Raw genomic sequence first — 20,885 nt, 5'->3', positions numbered from 1 at the left:
CCTATATTTCTAGGCTCTTTTTTCTATTCCTGATTAGTTAAGTAGTTATACACAACATCCTCTACAACCTCATACCATTCACTTTCATCGGTTTTGTCAATTGTGATTTTCTGTATTAAGTAACTGTTATCCTCTTCGGAAAGAGGGTCTGCATCCAGATTTCGACCATATTGGAGAAAGCTTTTTCTAAGCATCTTTGTTAATATTTTGTCTTCCATTTTTCACCTCACTATTGGTAGTATAACGTTTTTGTTTGATTATTTCGATCCTGCCTAACGTTGAAATTTGTCGTTTCCTTGGGGAAAACTACCATTGAAATCGAACGTATATTCCCTTAGTATATAGAATATAATAAATACGAACATATATTCTGTTTATAGGAGATTGGCTATGATTGAAAACTACGATCAATTGCCGAAACGAAAGATTCTTTGCATTGATATGAAGAGCTTTTATGCAAGCTGTGCCGCCGTTTTACGCGGATTAGATCCATTAACCTGTTATTTAGCTGTTGTAGGTGATGAGGAGCGACAGGGGAGCATTGTTTTAGCGGCTTCTCCACGACTAAAAAAGGAATTTGGAATTAAAACAGGCTCAAGACGTTTTGAAATACCAAATGATCCTCGTATCAAGATTGTGAACCCAAAAATGGGGATGTATATCAGGATTTCAACAGAATTAACAAAGTTGTTTCACCGCTATGTACCGAAGGATGCTATTCATACTTATAGTGTGGATGAAAGCTTTATTGAAGTGGACGGTGTGGAACATATCTGGGGAGATGCACAAACAATTGCCAAAAAAATCCGCGATGACATGGAGCGTGAGTTTGGACTTCCAAGTGCAATTGGTATTGGTCCTAACATGTTATTAGCGAAAGTTTGTCTGGATACTGAAGCGAAAAAGAAAGGTGTTGCAGAATGGACATACGATGATGTGAAAAAGAAGCTTTGGAAGCTCGAGCCATTAAGTGAAATGTGGGGAATTGGCTCAAGGGTACAAAAAACATTAAATAGAATGGGAATTTTTAATGTTGGACAGCTTGCAAACTATCCGCTTGAGCTGCTTGAAAAGAAATTTGGGGTAATGGGCAACCAGCTTTACTATCATTCGTGGGGAGTAGACTTATCCGAAATTGGAGCGCCGATTATGCAAGGGCAAATCAGCTTTGGAAAAAGCCAAATTTTACTTCGTGATTATCCGGATCCGGAAGAGGTCAAGCATGTCATATTAGAAATCAGTGAAGAGGTTGCCCGCAGAGCACGTCAGCATCGAAAGGCAGGCCGTACAATTAGCCTCGGAATCGGGTATAGCCGCGATGAGTTTGGAGGGGGATTTTACCGATCTAAAACAATTGATGAGCCAACAAATATCACAATGGATATTTATGAAACATGCCTGCAACTGTTTGAAAAGTTTTATACAAACAAAACGGTGAGAAAAATTTCAATTGCACTTTCAAACATTGAAAATGACTCTGAAATGCAGCTTGATTTATTCCGACCCAACCGTGCAAATCAGCGAACATTAGGGTATGTGGTGGATTCAATTCGCCATAAGTATGGCTCGGATGCTATCTTACGTGCTGTATCTTATACTCCGGCTGGAACAGCGAAGCATCGTGCGAAGCTTGTTGGAGGTCATAAAGCGTAGGTAGAAATCAGCAGATATGACTTTCGTCTATTTCACCAAAGGAAAAGCTGCGTTTGTCTCTCTTTCGAATATTGTATAAAAACGTATTCGTTTTTGAGGGAGGATATCATATGGAAATGACTCAGTCGTGTTTATCATATGTGGCTTTAGGCGATTCCTTAACAGTCGGAGTGGGGGCATCATTTTTGACACCCGGATTTGTCGGGCGCTATACGAGATTAACTGAAAAAACTCTAGATAGACGTGTGTGTACGAATATCTTTGCAAAATCGGGAATTGAGAGCAGTGGTGTACTGGATATTGTAAGCAGTGAACCACTACATGACAAAATAAATCGTGCCAATATCATCACCATCACTGCTGGTGGAAATGATCTTATCCAAGCGAGTAAAGACTTTATTGAATCACGTGATCAAACAGAGATTGCACAATCAGTCAAAGAGTGTCACAGCAATATGATGAAAATAATGGAGACGATTCATGAGCTAAAAAAAGATTGCGGTGTTCCATTTATCATTTATTTACTTAACTTATACAACCCATTACCGCAAATCTCATTGGCAGATAAGTGGGTTCAATCGTTTAATCGACAGTTAAACAGCTTTGATAACAAAAAAACAATTAGAGTTGTTGATATGTATACAGTATTCAAAGGGAGGCAAGAAAAGCTTTTATCAAGAGATCGTATTCATCCAAATAGTTTTGGGTATCAAGAGATGGCAAATGCATTGGTTAAATTAGGCTATCCAAAAGAATTTAATGAATAATGGCATAAAGGCAGGGGTAAACCATGATACGAGATAGAGGGAATATCAAATGGACATCGATGATGCTCCCCGAACATGTTAAATTGCTAAGAGATTGGTCTGAGGAAGATGCTTATCAAGAAAAGCCTGAACTTGATGAACAACAGTTAGAGCAGTTTAACGAAACAATTTGCATGGCAATGGAAGAGCATATGGAGCTCATTTTTACTTATTACAAGGATCATTTTTTTCATACATGCTCAGGATTTGTCCACTATATAGATTCAATTCGACATATGTTGCGAATTGTCGATGAACAAACCGGAAGTCAACTTGTATTACCTCTTCACGACATCATTGATGTCAAACTAAAATAAGAGGATGAATTCTTAGGGTCATCCTCTGACTCATTTTCTCGCCTAACATATTACTTCAAAGACGTTACCTCACTGTAAAAAAATAACTTCATAGTATAGAAAAAAAACCAGTACCAAATAATAACGTTGAAAGTGGGTGAGGAAGAAATTGGGGCCAATAAAATTTCCGTTATTAGTTTTTATGCTGATGCTGACAATAGGTCTATTTGCACATGTCCAAACCATCCCTGCTTTATTATCTGTCACCGGGAGAGATGCTTGGCTAACAATCATCATAACAATTGTTCCGATGGTCATCTGGTTATTCGGATTAAACAAGCTATTAAAATTAATGGAAAAAATAGGTGTGATGGATTGGAAAAGAACGCTATCACCGGTAAAATACTATCTCCTTGTTGGGCCTTTTATTGTATACCTTTTCTTATCAGCTTATATAACCACAAAAGATATTGTCATGTGGAGCCATATATCATACATTCCGGATATCAATTATGGGATAATCGTTGTTGCATTTTTGTTTCTATGCTTTATTGGGACAAGGTCAGGAGTTCAATCTTTGGCGATATTAAGCGGTATTTTATTGCCACTAGTCTCGGCATTGGGCTTCTTTGTGATGACAGTTAATGTAAAGAAAAAGGATTATGAACAATTATTACCGCTTATTGAGCATGGGTGGCACCCTGTATTTCAAGGTTTAATATATACCTTACTCCCTATAGTAGAATTGTTTATTCTTTTGATTATACCTTCTATACGTAAACATGAAATAGGGATCGGAAAATTATTAATAGTAGGAGGAATTATAATAGGATTAATGCTTGGGCCAACAATTGGAGCAATAGCGGAATTTGGTCCTTTGCAGGCGTCAGAATTTAGGTATCCCGCATTTGAACAGTGGCGAATTCTTACAATAGGTAATTACTTTTCTCATGTGGATTTTTTTGCTATTTATCAATGGTTGTCAGGCGGAGTACTTAGGACCAGTTTATACATTTTATTAGCTAATCAACTGCTCGTAAGGAAGGAAAAGGCGAAATATTCCGTCATCATCTGTTATCTTTGTCTTGTCATTTTTTGTTTATATCGAGTTGACCAGGATACATTTTATGAGCTTCTTTATATATATTTTATGCCGATAGCATTATTGATACTAGTCATTCAAATAACAATATTATTTGTCTATTTACATGTTAAACATCGAAAAAAGAAGCTTGAGGAGGTGGGGTAGTTGGAAAAGGTGCTTCAAAATTCGGACATTGAATATACAATGGCAGGAATGAAGCAGTTGTTTTCTTCATCCTCCGATGTCAACATAAAAACAATGAAAAAGGATGATAGTAAAGAAACATTTCTATTAGTATATTGTGGACCATTGATTGACTCTGTATTTCTTAATGAAGTCGTTTTGCCCAAGGTAAATCAGCATTTATTAGGCGAAACGTTAGAAAATATCAGCAGTATGATTCAAGTACAAAAAAAAGATAAAAAAGAGATAACAAGTGAAGGATTGAGCGATTTTATTTTTTCAGGAAAGCTTATGATGACAACAAATGAAAATAATTTGATTTATTTTTATGATATAAGTAAAGTACCATCAAGAACACCTGACGAATCAGTGACAGAGGTTTCAGTTAGAGGACCAAAAGATGGATTTGTTGAAGACCTCATGATAAATCTTGGGCTAGTAAGGAAACGGTTGAAAACTTCTTCTTTTATTGTTGAGGAATACATTGTAGGCGAGCGATCTCAAACGAAGGTAGCACTTCTTTATATAAGAGACATTATAAATGAACAATTATTAAAAAATATTAAAGAGAAGTTAAACGAGGTCAATACTGATGTCTTAACTGGCAGTTCACAAATGGAAGAATTAATTGTAGATAAACAAGTGTTCTCTCTGTTTCCTCTGGTAAATCACTCAGGAAGACCTGACTTTGTTGTAGATTCATTAAATCAAGGAAGATTTTCTCTTTTAATAGATGGAGCTCCAACAGCATTAATTGCTCCTGCTAATCTGGCCTTCTTAATAAAAACATCGGAAGATCAGCATACAAGCTTTATATATGCATCTGTTGAAAGACTGCTTCGCGTAGTAGGCTTATTTATTACCGTTTTTTTACCAGGATTATTTACAGCGTTAACAACACATAACGTTGGACAACTACCACTACCACTATTAGCGACGATATCAGTTTCAAGGATAGGATTGCCCTTTACTGCATTTGTTGAAATTATTCTTATGCTTGTCATGTTTGAGTTGTTCAAAGAAGCAGGTGCCCGTCTTCCTAAAGGAGTAGGTCAAACAGTCGCTGTTTTGGGAGGGTTAATTATAGGGGATGCGGCAATTCGAGGAGGTATTACATCACCGACGATGCTTGTTGTAATAGGAGTAACGGCGATCTCGGGTTTTACTCTTGTTAATCAATCGTTATCAGGAAATCTTTTTGTTATACGTTTATATATTGTCGTGCTGAGTTTTTTTGCTGGAATTTTCGGATTTATTATTGGTTTTATCTCAATTATCATGTATTTATCAACAATCAGATCATTTGGATACCCATATTTATCTTACTATCAAGACCTGACGTGGAAAGACTTATTTTCAATTTTTATGAAACTTCCAGAGGTAATAAAGGATAAACGGGCTCCGGAATTAAATACAAATGATTCGACTAGACAAGGTGACAGGCAATGAAAAGGATAAGAATCTTATCTTTGCTATGTTTGTTATTAATACTAACAAGCTGTGAAAATGTAAAAGAAATACATAATCAAGCTTATGCAGTAGGAATGGGAGTCGACTATATAGAAGATGAATATCATGTCATCATACAATTTTTAGATTTTAGTAATGTTGCAAAAACGGATCAACAAAAAAGTGCAGAACCAGTTCCGGTCTGGCTGGCAAAGGGGAAAGGAAAAACAATAGAAACAGCATTAAATGATATCTTTAATACCCTTCAAATGAGAGTCAATTTTGAACAATTGAATTTGGTGTTGTTTGGAGAGAAGATGATCACCTCAACTGAACAAATTGAAGATGCTTTTAATACATTTACTTCAAGCTTTACCGTGCGTTTAACAGCATGGAGTTATATAACAAAGGAAAATTTAGAGGATGTTTTTACTTCATCGGTTCTTTTTGATTTTCCCTTTTCATATTCAAGGCTAAACCAACCGGATGAAGGAAGTAAACAAAATGCAACCGTTCAAGCTATCTCATTAAGAGAATTTGTGTTGCAATTAAATGAAAAGACAAAAACGACGATTGTTCCTTCAATTAAATTGAATAAAGATCTAATGATGAAGGAAAAGACAAAAGAACCAGCAGCAGTTATTGATGGTGCATATCTTTTTAAGGATGAAACATACAAGGGATGGCTTTCCCTACAAGAATTAAAAGGATTTATTTGGACTCATAACAATTCGAAAAGATCCGTTACTGAAATAGAGCCGGACAAGGGGAGTATTTTAGCAGTGGAGCTGCTAGAACCACATATAGAGCTGAAACAAGATGATGTAAAAGAAAGCTACAATATTGAGATTGATTTAACAGCTTTAATAAAAGAAAGTGTCGAGAAGTATGTCAACCAAGAAGAAATAAAAAAAGAAATTGAAACCCTTGTTAAAGAAGAAGTAGAAAAAACATATAAAACAGCTAAAAAGTTAGGAGCAGATATTTTTCAATTAGAGGATCATGCATATCGATATCACTTTAAAGAGTGGCAAAAAAATAAAGAAGACCAAAAAAATATAACCCTTTCTACTGTTACTATAAATGTCAAAGCATTATACAGCGTTGACAAATATAAAAGTAGAAAAAACGATGCAAATACAAAGAGAGAAGAAATTGAATGACCGGAGCCCTAATATCATGCAGAAAAAAGCTCTGTATGGTACACTAGGCTCAAAAGAAGCAGTGAGGAGTTTTTTCATGCAAGTAACCTTTTCAAAAGAAGCGATCGAGCAATTAACACCAAAGTTAAATGACAATAAAGACCGTCAATTGAAATTAAAATATGACACAGATGGTTGTGGCTGTGTTATGAGTGGAGTAACAGCATTGTGGCTCGTTGAGCAGGAGGACCAAGGAGATGTAAAGCTTGATACAAATCTAGTGCCTTTACTAGTAGAGAAAACCAAAATGGTCTTTTTGGATGAACAGCTAACAATAACTTATAATGAAGCTGCGAAAAGCTTCATGTTAAAAAGTCCTTCACAAATTCTAAATCCTAGAATGAGTATACTTCTAAAGTAAGGAGTTTGAGTGTAGATGAAGGATCGATTAACTGCAATAAAAAACGTAGCATTAAACAAAACATGGGTCTCATTTTTACATGAAAACCACCCGTATAGCCTTCTCCATTGGTCAATAGGTGGAGTTCATGATGAAACAAAGGATGTATGGCTGCTTCAAGACGAAATGTCGTTTGAGGCACAGGAGTTTCCGACAATCGATGAAGCTCTTCAGTGGATGGAAGAGAACATGGTAAATATTTCTGATGTTTTAGGTTAAAAGAGAATGATTCAGGAAATTAACTAACTTCTGAATCATTCTCTGCTTCCTTCTGTAATGCAATTTCTTCTAAAAAATCATCAATAACTTTAGCATATTCCTCGCGATTTTCCGCATATGACATAGCATGAGAGCCTTTTTCAGCTATAAATAGTTTCTTAGCACCCTGCTTTTTCTCAAAAAGCAATTTTGACATATCTGCAGGTATGTAATCATCATCTTTACTGTGAATAAAAAGAACAGGGCTTTTAATGTTTTGAACAGCTTGTAAGGGTGAGACTCCTTTAATAGAATAACGATCACGCAGCTGAACAAACGGCTTTGCAATTGGCATAACAAGAACACTTGGTAACTTAAATTCGACTTTAAGACGATATAGCAGCTGGGCCTCGAGTTCGGAAAAAGGACAATCTGCAATGTAGAAATCTGCTCCATCTTCAACCATTCCAGCATAAAGAAGCGTTGTAACAGCTCCCATCGATTCACCATGAATACCTAAGATAATGGAGTCCCCAATCTCTTGTTTTAACCAATGAACAACCGATTGAAGATCAAATTTTTCATAATGGCCGTAGCTGGTAGTTTTTCCACCACTCTCTCCATGTCTGCGATGGTCATAAATGAGCACATTCCACCCTTTTTGAAGAAATAAATTCATGTATTTCACAGAATTTAACCGATTAACGGTGACACCATGACAAATAATCATATATTTATTCGTTGCATGAGGTTCAAAAACAGAGCCCTTAATTGAATAGCCAAACTGTGATTCAATCGAGAAATCTCTTCTATCAAGAGCATCATATTCCTGTTGGTTATAAAGTCCATATTTGCTATCACGATCAATAATGTCCTTATTATCCTTCTTTTTGATAAACATCAGTTTATTTGTGAAGAAAAATCCGACAATCAAAATGTAGGATAGGAGAATAAGGAATGAAATCATCATTTTTCTCACTTGGTTACCTCCATGGATAAGCATTACCTATATTTTACATGAACGAAAAGGAACTTCCAAGGAGACACTCGAACAATCCATAAAAAAAGACAAGCAGGAGCCTGTCTTCTTAATTATTGCGGAGAATTCTGTCTTTTTGTTGGGTGAATCGCTTTTTCCATTTCTTCAGCCGCCATCTTATTATTGGTTGTGTCAGCATTCGGCTTTCCTTTTTGACCACGTTGTTTTGCCACTAGAAATCGCTCCTTTCTCCATCTTAAAATGTCATAAGAGATCAAAAATTATACAATTCATAACAGAAGAAAAGATACTTGAATCCTAGTGAATATATTTACTATAATTTTGATAAAGGCAGTCGGTAAGAGGAGGCAACTAAGATGAAAAAGTCAAAGAAAAACAAGGACGAGCAAGCAGTCTCATTAACTGATCATTTAAATCGTGATTTAGTAGAGCAGTTAAAGGCTGTTAAGAAGGATTTAACAAAGGAACAGGAAGAGAAAGAGGCAGCTCTTGAACAACAGAGAATTGCAGAGAGAAAGCAAAGAGAAAAAAATAAAAGCTTTGAAGAGCTGTTTAGTGAAAGCTCTTTATCATGGAAGGATTTTAAATAAATAAATAAAAAGCGGAGCATAGTGCCCGCTTTTTATGTAGAAAATTTTAGCGATGTTGCTCATATTTTTCACATTTAGTAAGTTCTTGAAGATGATGATAGACTTGAGGAGATAGTCTTTCTGAAGAACCGGCATTAACATTTTCAATTAACTGCTGTAACTTACTAGCCCCGGGAATAACTGCACCTACTACTTCTTCAAATAGGCAATACTGTAGAGCTAACTCGGTCATGGAATGGGTTGAATCAACATCTTCTAATTTAGATAAAAGCTGTGTAAGCTCTTCGTTTGAATAGGATAAGTAACCTTCTGACTTTAATTTTTCCTCAAGAGGTTTTTCAGTTAGAAGCCCTTTTGCCAGGGGGCCGCGTGCAATCACACTGACATTATGTTCTTTTAAAAGTGAGAACCACTCCTCAGGTCGACGGTCTAACAGGCTATATTGCATCATGATCGACACTATATTTGATTTTTCTACATATTCTTTAATAACATTTGGACGTATAGAAGAAATACCATAGTATCGAATTACACCTTCTTGTTTTAATTCCTCAAAGGCTTCTATTGTTTCATCAATATGATCCTCAATCGTACCGCCATGAAGTTGATAAAGGTCGATATAGTCTGTTTGGAGACGGTGCAGACTTTCTTTGACAGCTTGTTTAATGTAGGTCTTTGATGGATCCCACGTCCAGCCTGATCGATCTTCTTTCCAACGGTTACCCACCTTTGTTGCTAAAATAATGTCATGGCGACGATTTTTAATCGCTTTACCTACTAATTCCTCGTTCACACCAGCATCATATAAATCTGCTGTGTCAAAATAGTTAATCCCTAGGTCAATTGCTTTGTCAATAAGTGAAAGAGCATGCTGTTCCTCTGTACCCAGCGACATGCAGCCAAGTCCGACTTCACTAACAAATAAATCTGAATGTCCGAGTTGTCTTTTTTGCAAATCATACCACTCCCTAAAAAATTTGAGTATTCTTATCATCGAGAGTAGTATAAAGCAAATCAAAGGTCAACTGATAGGTATTAAAGTCAAACTACTTGCGGATAGAAAGAGGGGAATGTGGAGATTTTCTGAAAGCTTGTTTGCTTTCATCGTTAATCCATTCATTGACAGTTTCGTACATGCGGCTATATTCTTTTAATTTTGTACGGATTTCCCATGCTTTTCCGACTAAGATTATCCCTTTATCCAATCGATAGATTTTCATTCCAGGATTAATTCCCTTCCATTAAGATATGGTAGAATGTATGAAAAGAGAAATGTTTATAGAACAGGAGCTGAGAAAATGAATCATTTAATCGAAACAACACTATCTTCAAAAGAAATTTATAAAGGGAGAATCATTGATTTATACTTAGAAGAAGTTCAGTTGCCAAATGGAAATACGAGTACGAGGGAAATTGTGAGACATCCAGGAGCGGTAGCTGTCATCGCGATCACCCCTGAAAATAAGATTTTAATGGTCGAGCAATACAGAAAGCCATTAGGAAGAACAATTGTAGAAATACCTGCAGGAAAGCTGGAAAAGGGTGAAGAGCCAATAACAACAGCTAAAAGAGAACTAGAAGAAGAAACAGGTTATACTTGCTCGGATTTAAAGCCGCTTATTTCATTCTACACATCACCTGGATTTGCAGATGAACTCGTTCATTTATTTATTGCTGAAAATTTAGAGATCCTAACCGAAGCAGCAGAATTAGATGAAGATGAATTTGTTGAGGTGTTGGAGGTAACACTAGAGGAAGCTAAGGAAATGATTCAAAATAACCGGATTTTTGATGCAAAAACAGCTTATGCTGTACAGTATTTACTATTAAAGGAAGCTTTGGATAAATAACATTAAGGCTGTTTCATAAAAATTGTTTCTTTTGACTACCTATTTAAAATTGAGCGAATCTGTAGAGCAAAGGGACTATCCGTAAACAGCAGATTTAAAAAGAGGATGTAACATAAATGAACAGTTATTTTGCTGACTTACATATTCATGTTGGACAAACAAGCTCTGGAAAGCCAGTGAAAATTACGGCATCTAGAAATTTAACCTTAGAAAACATTTTGATAGAGGCGAGTGAACACAAAGGAATTGATATGGTAGGCATTATTGATTGCCATGTCCCGGAAATAATTGTCACACTTCAACATCTTATCGATTCTGGTGAGTGTATAGAAGTAAAGGATGGGGGAATACGGTTTCAAAATACGACTCTTATTTTAGGCAGTGAGCTTGAAATATATGATAAGACGTGTAAAGGTCCAATTCATGTGTTAGTTTTTATGCCCACTCTTCAAAAAATGAAAGAACTATCATCATGGCTTTCTTCCCGACTAACAAATATAACTCTTAGCTCTCAACGGATTTATGAGGACGGGAAGGCTCTACAGCGCTTCGTGAAAAAGCAAGGAGGATTATTTATTCCTGCCCATATTTTTACGCCACATAAAAGTTTATATGGAAGCGGTGTGGTAAGTTCTTTGAGTGAAGTTTTTGAAGAAGATTTAATTGATGCAGTTGAGTTAGGGCTAAGCTCAGATACGAAAATGGCCGATCAAATAGCTGAACTTCATAAATACTCGTATGTAACAAATTCGGATGCTCATTCTTTACCTAAAATAGGAAGGGAATATCAAAAACTTAAAATGAGAGAGCCGAGCTTCCTGGAGCTGAAAAAGGTGTTGAAAAACGAAGATGGTCGTAAAATTGAAGCAAATTATGGACTGAACCCATACCTTGGAAAGTACTATGACACCACCTGTGAAAAATGTGGTAAAAAGCCGGAAAAACATCAAACGAGCTGCACGAACTGTGGAAGCACAAGATTTACAAAAGGAGTTTTCAATCGATTACAAGAGTTGTCGAATGGAGTTGAAAACGCGAATGATCGTCCTCCATACATCCATCAGGTCCCACTTCAATTCATTCCAGGAATTGGACCGAAAACCCTGTCAAAATTAAAGGATATGTTTGGAACTGAAATGAATATTTTGCACGAGGTACCAAAACATATGCTTCAGGACGTTGTAACAGAAAAAGTAGCAAATTATATCGTTGCCGCTCGGGAAGGACGGTTGCAAGTTACCTCAGGAGGCGGTGGAACGTACGGGAAAGTGACAGGAGTGTAGGGAAGTAATAGTAATAGAAAGAACGAAGTTGAAGTCTAGTAAAAAAGACGAAAACAGCTGCCTCTCCACCATTTAAATACTAAATTCTATTAACCAAAAAGAAAGCCATTTTTAAGTCATAGATTACGTTTCCTCTCATATACTCTAGTAAGTGAAAGACGGGAGGAAATAATTTATGCGAAGACAACAACTGCCAGTAAGTGCAATGATAAAGCAGCATCTTAAGGAGTATTCTTCAATATATTTGTTTGTGTTTGTCTTGTTTTTGATGGGAGTCATTTTTGGAGCGATTATTGTTAACAGTATGAACTTAAGTCAAAAAGAAGATTTATACTATTATTTAAATCGTTTTTTTGGACAAGTCGCTGAAGGAAAAGTAGCGAGTGCAGCTGAAATGTTTAATCAAAGCTTCTTTCATAATTTAAAATATCTTGGGTTAATGTGGATCCTTGGAATTTCCATTATTGGATTACCTGTTATCCTTGTTATGCTTTTTATAAAAGGTATGGTTGTTGGATTCACGGTTGGATTTTTGGTAAATCAATTAGGGTTAAAAGGCTTCCTTCTATCATTTGTTACGGTCCTACCGCAAAATATCCTATTGATCCCAGCCTTTATCATTATGTGTACTGTCGCGATTTCCTTTTCTTTAAAAATCATAAAGCAGCTCTTTGTGAAAAAAACAAACACTCTAGAGGCACCTTTGACACTTTTTATGAGGTATGCGTCCGTTTTTGTTTTTATTGGAATTCTTGCTGTACTTGCGTCAGGCTTTGAGGCTTATGCATCACCCTTTTTAATGAAGAATGTTGTAGAGTTTGTGAGTAAATAATAATTATTATTAAATAATAACATTTACTTTTCTTACATTAAAATCATTTTAGTTGGACACTTTCCTTACCTATGATATATAATAGTTTTGGGAACGCGGCGAGGGAGGAAAAGTGTTATGGAAAACCGCATTGATCGGATAAAAAAGCAGTTACATACTGCTAGCTATAAGCTAACACCACAGCGTGAAGCAACCGTTCGGGTTTTACTTGAAAACGAAGAAGATCATTTAAGTGCAGAAGATGTTTACCTTCTCGTTAAAGAAAAAGCACCTGAAATTGGTTTAGCCACTGTTTATCGTACATTGGAATTATTAACGGAATTAAAAGTTGTAGATAAAATTAACTTTGGTGATGGTGTTTCCAGATATGATCTTCGTAAAGAAGGTGCAGCGCATTTTCATCATCATTTAGTATGTATAGAATGTGGATCTGTAGCAGAAATCGAAGATGATCTTCTAGAAGATGTTGAAGAGATAGTTGAACGTGACTGGAAATTTAAAATAAAAGATCATCGCTTAACCTTCCATGGTATTTGTGAGAAATGTCAGGAAAAAGGCGAGAACAAAGCAGAATAAATTCGAAAAAGTCTAACAGATGTTAGGCTTTTTATATTACTTAAAAAGTAAAAAAACATGTATAAAGTTTGTCCTTTTTGGCATATCTTCTAATAATCACATAAAATGTGAAAAGATTATTGGAGGTAGCTATGATTAGGTGGCTAAAAACTGTAAAAGATATGATCAAGGTTTTTGTCCTTTTTACTGGATTTACGATTTTGTTCTATTATGCTATTATGTGGGTGAACTTAGAATATCAACAGATGCATCGCTATGATCAACCGGAAGGTGCAGCACTAAAGGTAACAAAGATGATTAATAATGAGGAAGAAAACTGGTTAAACAGATTGATTTTCTTTATTGATAACGGGGAGTAGACAAATTTGAAGGATCAAATAAAAGATTTTATCCATTACCTAATCGTAGAAAGAGGATTATCAAACAATACGATTGTTTCTTATGAGCGAGATTTGAAAAGCTACCAAAAGCATATAAACGAAGTCCAAAAAATTACTTCATTTAACGATGTATCCCGTCTTCATATCATTCAATTTTTAAAATTTTTAAAAGAGTCCGGAAAATCAAGCAAAACGATCGCCAGGCATACGGCTTCTATTCGTAATTTTCACCAATTTTTATTGAGAGAAAAGCAAGCAGACCAAGATCCATCTGTGTTAATTGAATCACCGCAACTTGAGAGAAATCTCCCGAAAATTCTATCTCTCCAAGAGGTTGAACAGCTTCTTGAAACGCCAAAGCCAACAACTCCCTTTGGATTGCGGGATAAAGCTATGTTAGAACTTCTGTATGCAACAGGAATTCGTGTAAGCGAGATGATTAATTTGAACTTAACCGATGCTCATCTTACTATGGGCTTTATTCGCTGCTATGGAAAAGGAAACAAGGAGAGAATCGTTCCGATTGGCAGAACTGCAACAGATGCAATAATGAATTATGTTGAAAAAGGCCGTTCAAAGCTAATGAATAAAAAGGAACCAACAGAAGCCTTATTTATCAACCATCATGGAAAAAGAATAACGAGGCAGGGGTTTTGGAAAAATTTAAAAAAAATTGCTCTTGAGGCGAACATAAACAATGAATTAACACCACATACATTAAGACACTCATTTGCAACACACTTACTTGAAAATGGTGCAGACTTGCGAGCAGTCCAGGAAATGCTTGGACATGCTGACATTTCAACCACTCAAATTTATACACATGTTACAAAAACTAGACTAAAGGATGTATACAATCAATTTCATCCTCGTGCCTAAAGCATCACCCAGGAGGGAGATGCTTTTTAGTTTAGGTAAATTAGAGAATAATAGATGTGTTGATAATATTCTTAAGGAAAGTATATAATGGAAACGAAATAGTTGTCAGACTTCCGACAAGTTCCTCGGAGAGAATGGAATGTTATGATAAATGGAAAAGTAAAATAAGGGTATGAAGTAAAGGAGGACATTGAAGTATGGAGAACTATACATATAAGCGAGTGTTTTTAATCGTATTGGACTCTGTAGGGATTGGTGAGGCACCTGATGCAGAGAAATTCAACGATTTAGGTGCGGATACACTAGGACATATTGCTGAACAGATGGACGGCTTAAACATGCCGAACATGGCGAAGTTAGGCTTAAGCCATATTCGGGAAATTAAAGGAATACCAACACAATCACATCCAGCTGCTTTTTATACAAAAATGCAAGAAGCATCAAATGGGAAAGATACGATGACAGGACACTGGGAAATTATGGGCCTCAATATACAACAGCCTTTTCAAGTATTTCCGGAAGGATTTCCAGACGATTTAATAAAAGAGTTAGAGGAAAAGTCAGGGCGTAAGATTATTGGCAATAAGCCGGCTTCAGGAACTGAAATCTTAGATGAACTAGGTGAAGAGCATATGAAGACAGGAGCTCTTATCGTCTATACTTCAGCTGATTCAGTTTTGCAAATTGCTGCACATGAAGATATTGTACCGCTTGATGAATTATATAAAATTTGTGAAATGGCCAGAGAAATGACGATGAATGATAAATACATGGTTGGCCGAATCATTGCTAGACCATTCCTTGGAAAACCGGGAGAATTTACGCGAACAGCTAACCGTCATGATTATGCTCTAAAACCATTTGATCGCACTGTAATGAATGAACTCAAAGACAGTGGCTTTGATGTTATTTCAATCGGAAAAATTGCCGATATTTATGATGGAGAAGGAATTACCCAATCGTTACGAACAAAGTCTAATATGGATGGCATGGATAAGTTGAATGAAACATTAGATATGGAGTTTACTGGTTTGAGCTTCTTAAACTTAGTCGATTTTGATGCCCTCTTTGGCCATAGAAGAGATCCGCAAGGTTATGGAAATGCACTGGAAGAATTCGATAGAAGATTAACTGAAGTCCTAGATAAATTAAAGAAAGACGATCTTTTAATTATTACAGCAGATCACGGAAATGATCCAGTACATCATGGAACAGATCATACAAGAGAATTCGTTCCTTTATTAGTCTACAGCCCAAGTTTTAATGAAGGAAAAGAACTTCCGTTAAGAGAAACGTTTGCTGATGTAGGGTCAACGATTGCTGATAATTTCAAAGTAAAGCTGCCTGCATATGGTAAAAGCTTTTTGTCTGAGTTGAAATAGGAGGAGATACATAGTGAATATCGAAAAAATTAGAGAAGCAGCTAATTACTTAAAAGAAAAATACAGTGATATCCCAAGCATTGGTTTAATTTTAGGCTCAGGCTTAGGTGTGCTGGCAGATGAAATTGAAAGCCCTGTAAAAATTCCATACAACGAGATTCCTAATTTTCCTGTATCTACTGTTGAAGGACATGCAGGTCAACTAGTGTTTGGACAATTAAAGGGAGTAAAAGTAGTAGCCATGCAAGGAAGATTTCATTTCTATGAAGGCTATAGTTTAGATAAAGTGACTGCACCAGTACGAGTCATGAAGGAATTAGGCGTTGAAACATTGATTGTAACAAATGCCGCAGGAGGAATAAATAAAACATTTGAAGCAGGAGACCTTATGCTAATTAGTGACCACATTAATAATATGGGCACAAACCCATTAATTGGTCCTAATGATTCAGAGATAGGTGCCCGCTTCCCGGATATGTCCGAGAGCTATGACCGTACATTAAGAGAATTAGCTAAGAGCGTTGCAAGTAAGTTAAATATTAAGCTGCAAGAAGGCGTTTATGTCGGAAACACGGGTCCATCCTATGAAACTCCAGCTGAAGTTCGCGCTCTCCGAATCATTGGGGGTGACGCTGTCGGAATGTCTACAGTTCCGGAAGTCATTGTTGCAAGACATGCAGGATTAAAGGTACTAGGTATTTCATGTATCTCCAATATGGCTGCAGGAATTCTAGATCAACCACTATCACATGATGAAGTTATGGAAACAACCGAGAAAGTCCGTGCAAACTTTTTGAACTTGGTGAAAAGCATAGTAGAAAAAATTCACTCCTAAACTAAAGTGAAAAGGTGATAAAGCGATGAGAATGGTTGACCTAATTGAAAAAAAACGTGATGGAAAAGAGCTGACTAAGGAAGAAATCCATCACATAATAGAAGGCTATACTTCTGGAGATATTCCTGACTATCAAATGAGCGCTTTTACAATGGCTGTCTATTTTCAGGGAATGACAGATCACGAACGAGCTGAACTTACAATGGCAATGGTACATTCAGGAGATACCATTGATTTAAGTGAAATAGAAGGAATTAAAGTTGATAAACATAGTACTGGCGGTGTCGGTGATACAACGACTCTAGTTCTAGGTCCATTAGTAGCGGCAGTAGGTGTTCCGGTGGCAAAGATGTCCGGCAGAGGACTTGGGCATACAGGTGGTACAATTGATAAACTCGAATCTGTACCAGGTTTTCATGTTGAAATTGAAAACAAACAATTTATAGAATTAGTAAATAAAAATAAAATAGCTGTCATCGGTCAAAGCGGAAATCTTACTCCGGCAGACAAAAGCTTATATGCATTACGTGACGTAACGGCTACAGTAAACAGTATTCCTCTCATAGCAAGCTCGATTATGAGTAAAAAAATTGCTGCCGGTGCGGATGCCATAGTTCTTGACGTCAAGACTGGTGCAGGAGCTTTTATGAAAGATCTAGATGATTCAAAAGAGCTGGCAAAGGCAATGGTTGATATTGGAAACTTAGTAGGCCGCAGAACAATGGCGATTATTTCTGATATGAGCCAGCCGCTCGGATATGCAATCGGTAATGCATTAGAAGTAAAAGAAGCAATTGATACATTAAGCGGAAAAGGTCCAAAAGACTTAGAAGAACTTTGCTTATCACTTGGAAGTTATATGGTCCTTTTAGCTGAAAAAGCAAAAACTTTAGAAGAAGCAAGATCTATGCTTATTGAAGTCATGAACAATGGAAAAGCTCTAACAACACTTAAAACGTTCCTGGAAGCTCAAGGTGGAGACGGATCTGTTGTAGATAAACCTGAAACGTTGCCACAAGCAACCTATAAAATAGAACTTGAAGCAAAACAAGATGGTAATCTCTCTGATATGATTGCCGACTCAATCGGAACAGCCGCCATGCTGCTCGGAGCAGGCCGCGCAACAAAAGACTCCCAAATTGACCTGGCAGTAGGACTCGTTTTAAACAAAAAAATTGGGGATCCAGTTAAAAAAGGCGAATCCTTGGTGACAATTCATAGTAACCGAGAAAATGTAGAAGATGTAAAAGCGAAGCTATACGAAAGCATTTCAATTAGTGACCAGAAAGTAGACGCACCAAAATTGATTTATGCAACTGTTGAATAGTTTATTTTAGTGGACCACAGCCGGAGGCTGTGGTTTTTTGTTGCTTAGCAGGAAATTATAAGATTCTTGAACTGTGGCTAAGCGCTTCGACATCCAGCTCCGAAGCACAGGATGTGCAAGTGCAGTCAGTGCGACAGGACGTCGCGTCTTTGACTGCCAGCACCTAGCCCCTCGAGGTCATAAGCCACAAATGAATTGAAGACAAAGAATGTCTTCTTCTATTCATTTGCGTCTTATTTGCCCTAGGCTGGTCAAGGCGCTTGCGCTTTTGTCCTTAGGTAGAGGAGGCGAAATAGAAATGAATGGTGGATAAAAGTAGATTAATGGTTGATATCTACTCCGAGATGGTTGAAAAGTTATGATGAATAGGAGTTTAAGTATTTAATTGGAATTGAAATTACCAATAAACAAGCTAGAGCATTTTTGAAAATTCAGTCAGAATCAACGACAAATAAATTCTTACATCATTAAACATAACAAAAAGTGGTTCATATATAAAGGCAGAAAATATGAACTAAAAAATCTAAAGTAAATATCTCAAATAAATTTTCTCCCTCCACTAGTATATTTTTCCTCCTACTGGAAAAAATGGAATGTATAAAGAATGGAGGGCTTATGAAATGAAACGAGTGATATCGTGTTTAACACTTATAACAATGCTGCTTTCTGTAACACCTATGGCTTTAGCTAAAGAATCAACAACTGTCGAGCTTGCAGATAAAGCGAAGTCTGCTGTTTTAATTGAACGGGATACCGGAACCATTTTATATGATAAAAACAGTGATGAAAAACTTCCTCCAGCAAGTATGACGAAGATTATGACAATGCTTTTAATTATGGAAGCGTTAGATAAAGGACAAATTAAATGGGATGAAAAAGTACGTACAAGTGAATATGCAGCCTCAATGGGAGGGTCACAAATCTTTCTTGAGCCTGGAGAAGAAATGACTGTTGAGCAAATGTTAAAAGGAATTGCAATAGGATCTGGTAATGATGCTTCTGTTGCAATGGCTGAAAAAATTGCTGGATCTGCTGAAGAATTCGTCAATATGATGAATAAAAAGGTAGAAGAATTGGATTTGAAAAATACACATTTTAAAAATCCCACTGGTTTACCTGAACCAGATCATTATAGTTCTGCACATGATATGGCTTTAATGGCAAAAGAATTATTAAAATTCGAAAAAATCACAAATTTTACAGGCAAATACGAAGATTATTTACGTGAGGGAACAGATAAAAAATTCTGGCTTGTCAACACGAATCGTCTCGTTAAGTTTTATCCAGGAGTAGATGGAGTAAAAACAGGGTTTACAAATGAAGCAAAATACTGTTTAACAGCAACAGCTAAAAAGGACAATATGCGTGTTATCGCAGTAGTGTTCGGTGCAGATACTCCTAAAGATCGTAATGCACAAGTTACAAAAATGCTAGACTTTGCATTTAGTCAATATCAAACACATCCATTATTCAAAAAGGATCACGTGTTATCGCAATTGAAAGTAAGCAAAGGTAGCGAAAAAGAAGTAAATCTTATGACTTCAGAGCCTATTTCTGTTCTTACGAAAAAGGGTGAAAAAGTTGATGATGTGACACAAGAGATTTTAATGAAAAATGATATTAAAGCTCCCGTGAAAAAAGGAGATGAACTTGGCACTCTCCAATTAAAGAAAGAAGGCAAAGTAATTGCTGAGAGTAAGCTTGTTGCTGAAAAGGACATTGATGAAGCGAGTTGGTGGACGATGTTTAAGAGAGTGATGGGCGACTTTACAAAGGCTGGCTAATGTTGACGAAATGCCACTAGTTTTGTCATTGAGCAGGAAAATCAATGTTCAATCAAGAATTGACTCTTTATCCAGAATTTAAGGAGGGGTAAAACCTTGAGTCTAGCGATTGAACTTGATGTAAAAGAATCTGTGCTGTGTATAAGACTCTCAGGTGAGCTTGATCATCATGCAGCAGAAGAATTACGTACAAAGGTGACAGATACTTTAGCTGCAAATCAAATCCAGCACATTGTGTTGAATCTTGGGAATTTATCGTTTATGGATAGTTCAGGATTGGGTGTCATTTTAGGAAGATATAAGCAAATAAAAGCAACTGGCGGGGAAATGGTCGTATGTGCAATTTCTCCAGCAGTAAAACGTTTATTTGATATGTCAGGTTTGTTTAAAATTATTCGATTAGAAGAAGATGAGCTCAAAGCGCTCCAGACTTTGGGGGTGGCATCATGAAAAACGAAATGAACCTTCAGTTTTCTGCGCTAAGCCAAAATGAATCATTTGCAAGGGTAACGGTAGCAGCATTTATTACCCAATTGGATCCCACAATGGATGAATTAACTGAGATTAAAACAGTGGTGTCGGAAGCTGTTACGAATGCCATTATCCATGGATATGATAATGATCCTAATGGAATTGTTTATATCTCTGTTGCGCTAGAGGATGGAATTGTCCAATTAACGATCCGTGATGAAGGGATAGGAATTGTTGATGTAGAAGAGGCAAGACAGCCTCTATATACGACAAAACCAGAACTGGAGAGATCTGGAATGGGCTTTACGATCATGGAGAACTTCATGGATGAAATTACTGTAGAGTCATCTGAATCAACAGGAACAACTGTCAAATTGGTAAAACATTTATCGAAAAGTAAAGCTTTATGCAATTAAAGGGAGACT

At 36.6% G+C, this 20,885-nt stretch carries 25 protein-coding genes; 21 read left to right on the top strand and 4 right to left on the bottom strand.

What is annotated here, in order from left to right; translation table 11 throughout:
- Positions 1–23: 23 nt before the first annotated feature.
- On the bottom strand, positions 24–218 hold the full coding sequence (locus HWV59_RS18450) for a YqzH family protein (RefSeq protein ID WP_102229294.1): 195 nt from the start codon (positions 216–218) through the stop codon (positions 24–26).
- A 172-nt stretch (positions 219–390) separates the two neighbouring features.
- On the opposite strand from HWV59_RS18450, the gene HWV59_RS18445 reads away from it, so the two are divergent.
- The 8 genes from HWV59_RS18445 to HWV59_RS18410 all read left to right on the top strand — a co-directional run bounded on the left by HWV59_RS18445 (position 391) and on the right by HWV59_RS18410 (position 7,292).
- Complete coding sequence (locus HWV59_RS18445; protein ID WP_175639735.1) at positions 391–1,653, top strand: Y-family DNA polymerase; 1,263 nt, start codon at positions 391–393, stop codon at positions 1,651–1,653.
- A gap of 110 nt (positions 1,654–1,763) precedes the next feature.
- Entirely contained in the window at positions 1,764–2,420 is a 657-nt protein-coding gene (locus tag HWV59_RS18440) for a GDSL-type esterase/lipase family protein (protein WP_102229293.1), read from the top strand.
- 23 nt (positions 2,421–2,443) lie between these two features.
- Positions 2,444–2,776: a YolD-like family protein gene (locus HWV59_RS18435; protein ID WP_102229292.1), complete on the top strand. Its 333-nt coding sequence runs from the start codon at positions 2,444–2,446 to the stop codon at positions 2,774–2,776.
- 148 nt (positions 2,777–2,924) lie between these two features.
- The gene (locus HWV59_RS18430; RefSeq protein WP_102229291.1) at positions 2,925–4,004 is read left to right on the top strand and encodes a GerAB/ArcD/ProY family transporter; all 1,080 of its coding nucleotides are present in this window, start codon (positions 2,925–2,927) and stop codon (positions 4,002–4,004) included.
- Positions 4,005–4,013: 9 nt separating this feature from the next.
- The gene (locus HWV59_RS18425; protein WP_235991844.1) at positions 4,014–5,471 is read left to right on the top strand and encodes a spore germination protein; all 1,458 of its coding nucleotides are present in this window, start codon (positions 4,014–4,016) and stop codon (positions 5,469–5,471) included.
- On the top strand, positions 5,468–6,634 hold the full coding sequence (locus HWV59_RS18420; protein WP_175639734.1) for a Ger(x)C family spore germination protein: 1,167 nt from the start codon (positions 5,468–5,470) through the stop codon (positions 6,632–6,634). The genes HWV59_RS18425 and HWV59_RS18420 overlap by 4 nt, the downstream gene beginning before the upstream one ends.
- A 76-nt stretch (positions 6,635–6,710) precedes the next feature.
- A complete protein-coding gene (locus HWV59_RS18415) occupies positions 6,711–7,034 on the top strand; it encodes an iron-sulfur cluster biosynthesis family protein (RefSeq protein ID WP_102229557.1) in 324 nt (107 codons plus the stop codon).
- 15 nt (positions 7,035–7,049) lie between these two features.
- Positions 7,050–7,292 (top strand): DUF2552 family protein, encoded by a 243-nt coding sequence (locus HWV59_RS18410; protein ID WP_102229288.1) that lies wholly within the window; start codon positions 7,050–7,052, stop codon positions 7,290–7,292.
- A gap of 19 nt (positions 7,293–7,311) precedes the next feature.
- Here the strand turns inward: HWV59_RS18410 and HWV59_RS18405 are convergent, their stop codons facing one another.
- Positions 7,312–8,250 carry an alpha/beta hydrolase gene (locus HWV59_RS18405; protein WP_407941588.1) on the bottom strand — a complete coding sequence of 313 codons (939 nt, stop codon included), beginning with the start codon at positions 8,248–8,250 and terminating at the stop codon, positions 7,312–7,314.
- Positions 8,251–8,627: 377 nt separating this feature from the next.
- Here HWV59_RS18405 and HWV59_RS18400 point away from each other — a divergent pair, with 377 nt between their 5' ends.
- A complete protein-coding gene (locus HWV59_RS18400) occupies positions 8,628–8,861 on the top strand; it encodes a YqkE family protein (protein WP_102229287.1) in 234 nt (77 codons plus the stop codon).
- Between the two features lie 46 nt (positions 8,862–8,907).
- Here HWV59_RS18400 and HWV59_RS18395 read toward each other — a convergent pair whose 3' ends face one another.
- Complete coding sequence (locus HWV59_RS18395; protein ID WP_102229286.1) at positions 8,908–9,816, bottom strand: aldo/keto reductase; 909 nt, start codon at positions 9,814–9,816, stop codon at positions 8,908–8,910.
- Positions 9,817–9,907: 91 nt separating this feature from the next.
- Positions 9,908–10,081, bottom strand: a complete 174-nt coding sequence (gene mciZ / locus HWV59_RS18390; protein ID WP_102229285.1) for a Z-ring formation inhibitor MciZ — start codon at positions 10,079–10,081, stop codon at positions 9,908–9,910.
- Positions 10,082–10,159: 78 nt separating this feature from the next.
- Between mciZ and HWV59_RS18385 the strand changes: the two genes are divergently transcribed.
- The 12 genes from HWV59_RS18385 to spoIIAB all read left to right on the top strand — a co-directional run bounded on the left by HWV59_RS18385 (position 10,160) and on the right by spoIIAB (position 20,876).
- The gene (locus HWV59_RS18385) at positions 10,160–10,711 is read left to right on the top strand and encodes an NUDIX hydrolase (RefSeq protein ID WP_102229555.1); all 552 of its coding nucleotides are present in this window, start codon (positions 10,160–10,162) and stop codon (positions 10,709–10,711) included.
- Between the two features lie 116 nt (positions 10,712–10,827).
- On the top strand, positions 10,828–11,994 hold the full coding sequence (locus HWV59_RS18380; protein WP_102229284.1) for a TIGR00375 family protein: 1,167 nt from the start codon (positions 10,828–10,830) through the stop codon (positions 11,992–11,994).
- A gap of 175 nt (positions 11,995–12,169) precedes the next feature.
- A complete protein-coding gene (spoIIM, locus tag HWV59_RS18375) occupies positions 12,170–12,826 on the top strand; it encodes a stage II sporulation protein M (protein ID WP_102229283.1) in 657 nt (218 codons plus the stop codon).
- Between the two features lie 117 nt (positions 12,827–12,943).
- Positions 12,944–13,402: a ferric iron uptake transcriptional regulator gene (fur, locus tag HWV59_RS18370; RefSeq protein ID WP_102229282.1), complete on the top strand. Its 459-nt coding sequence runs from the start codon at positions 12,944–12,946 to the stop codon at positions 13,400–13,402.
- Positions 13,403–13,533: 131 nt separating this feature from the next.
- The gene (locus tag HWV59_RS18365) at positions 13,534–13,761 is read left to right on the top strand and encodes a YqzK family protein (RefSeq protein WP_102229281.1); all 228 of its coding nucleotides are present in this window, start codon (positions 13,534–13,536) and stop codon (positions 13,759–13,761) included.
- Between the two features lie 6 nt (positions 13,762–13,767).
- Positions 13,768–14,661 (top strand): site-specific tyrosine recombinase XerD, encoded by an 894-nt coding sequence (xerD, locus tag HWV59_RS18360; RefSeq protein WP_102229280.1) that lies wholly within the window; start codon positions 13,768–13,770, stop codon positions 14,659–14,661.
- Positions 14,662–14,858: 197 nt separating this feature from the next.
- The gene (gene deoB, locus HWV59_RS18355; RefSeq protein ID WP_102229279.1) at positions 14,859–16,043 is read left to right on the top strand and encodes a phosphopentomutase; all 1,185 of its coding nucleotides are present in this window, start codon (positions 14,859–14,861) and stop codon (positions 16,041–16,043) included.
- A gap of 13 nt (positions 16,044–16,056) precedes the next feature.
- On the top strand, positions 16,057–16,878 hold the full coding sequence (locus tag HWV59_RS18350; RefSeq protein ID WP_102229278.1) for a purine-nucleoside phosphorylase: 822 nt from the start codon (positions 16,057–16,059) through the stop codon (positions 16,876–16,878).
- Positions 16,879–16,903: 25 nt separating this feature from the next.
- Positions 16,904–18,205, top strand: coding sequence for a pyrimidine-nucleoside phosphorylase (locus HWV59_RS18345; RefSeq protein WP_102229277.1), 1,302 nt, complete (start codon positions 16,904–16,906; stop codon positions 18,203–18,205).
- Positions 18,206–18,825: 620 nt separating this feature from the next.
- Positions 18,826–19,989, top strand: a complete 1,164-nt coding sequence (locus HWV59_RS18340; RefSeq protein WP_102229276.1) for a D-alanyl-D-alanine carboxypeptidase family protein — start codon at positions 18,826–18,828, stop codon at positions 19,987–19,989.
- A gap of 96 nt (positions 19,990–20,085) precedes the next feature.
- Complete coding sequence (spoIIAA, locus tag HWV59_RS18335; RefSeq protein ID WP_102229275.1) at positions 20,086–20,439, top strand: anti-sigma F factor antagonist; 354 nt, start codon at positions 20,086–20,088, stop codon at positions 20,437–20,439.
- Complete coding sequence (gene spoIIAB / locus HWV59_RS18330; protein WP_102229274.1) at positions 20,436–20,876, top strand: anti-sigma F factor; 441 nt, start codon at positions 20,436–20,438, stop codon at positions 20,874–20,876. The genes spoIIAA and spoIIAB overlap by 4 nt, the downstream gene beginning before the upstream one ends.
- Positions 20,877–20,885 lie beyond the last annotated feature (9 nt).

Origin of the sequence: Metabacillus schmidteae (assembly GCF_903166545.1) — a bacterium.
GTDB classification, from domain to species: Bacteria; Bacillota; Bacilli; order Bacillales; family Bacillaceae; genus Metabacillus; species Metabacillus schmidteae.
Note: the sequence above shows the minus strand (reverse complement) of the source record. Positions and strands in the feature narration are given on the sequence as shown.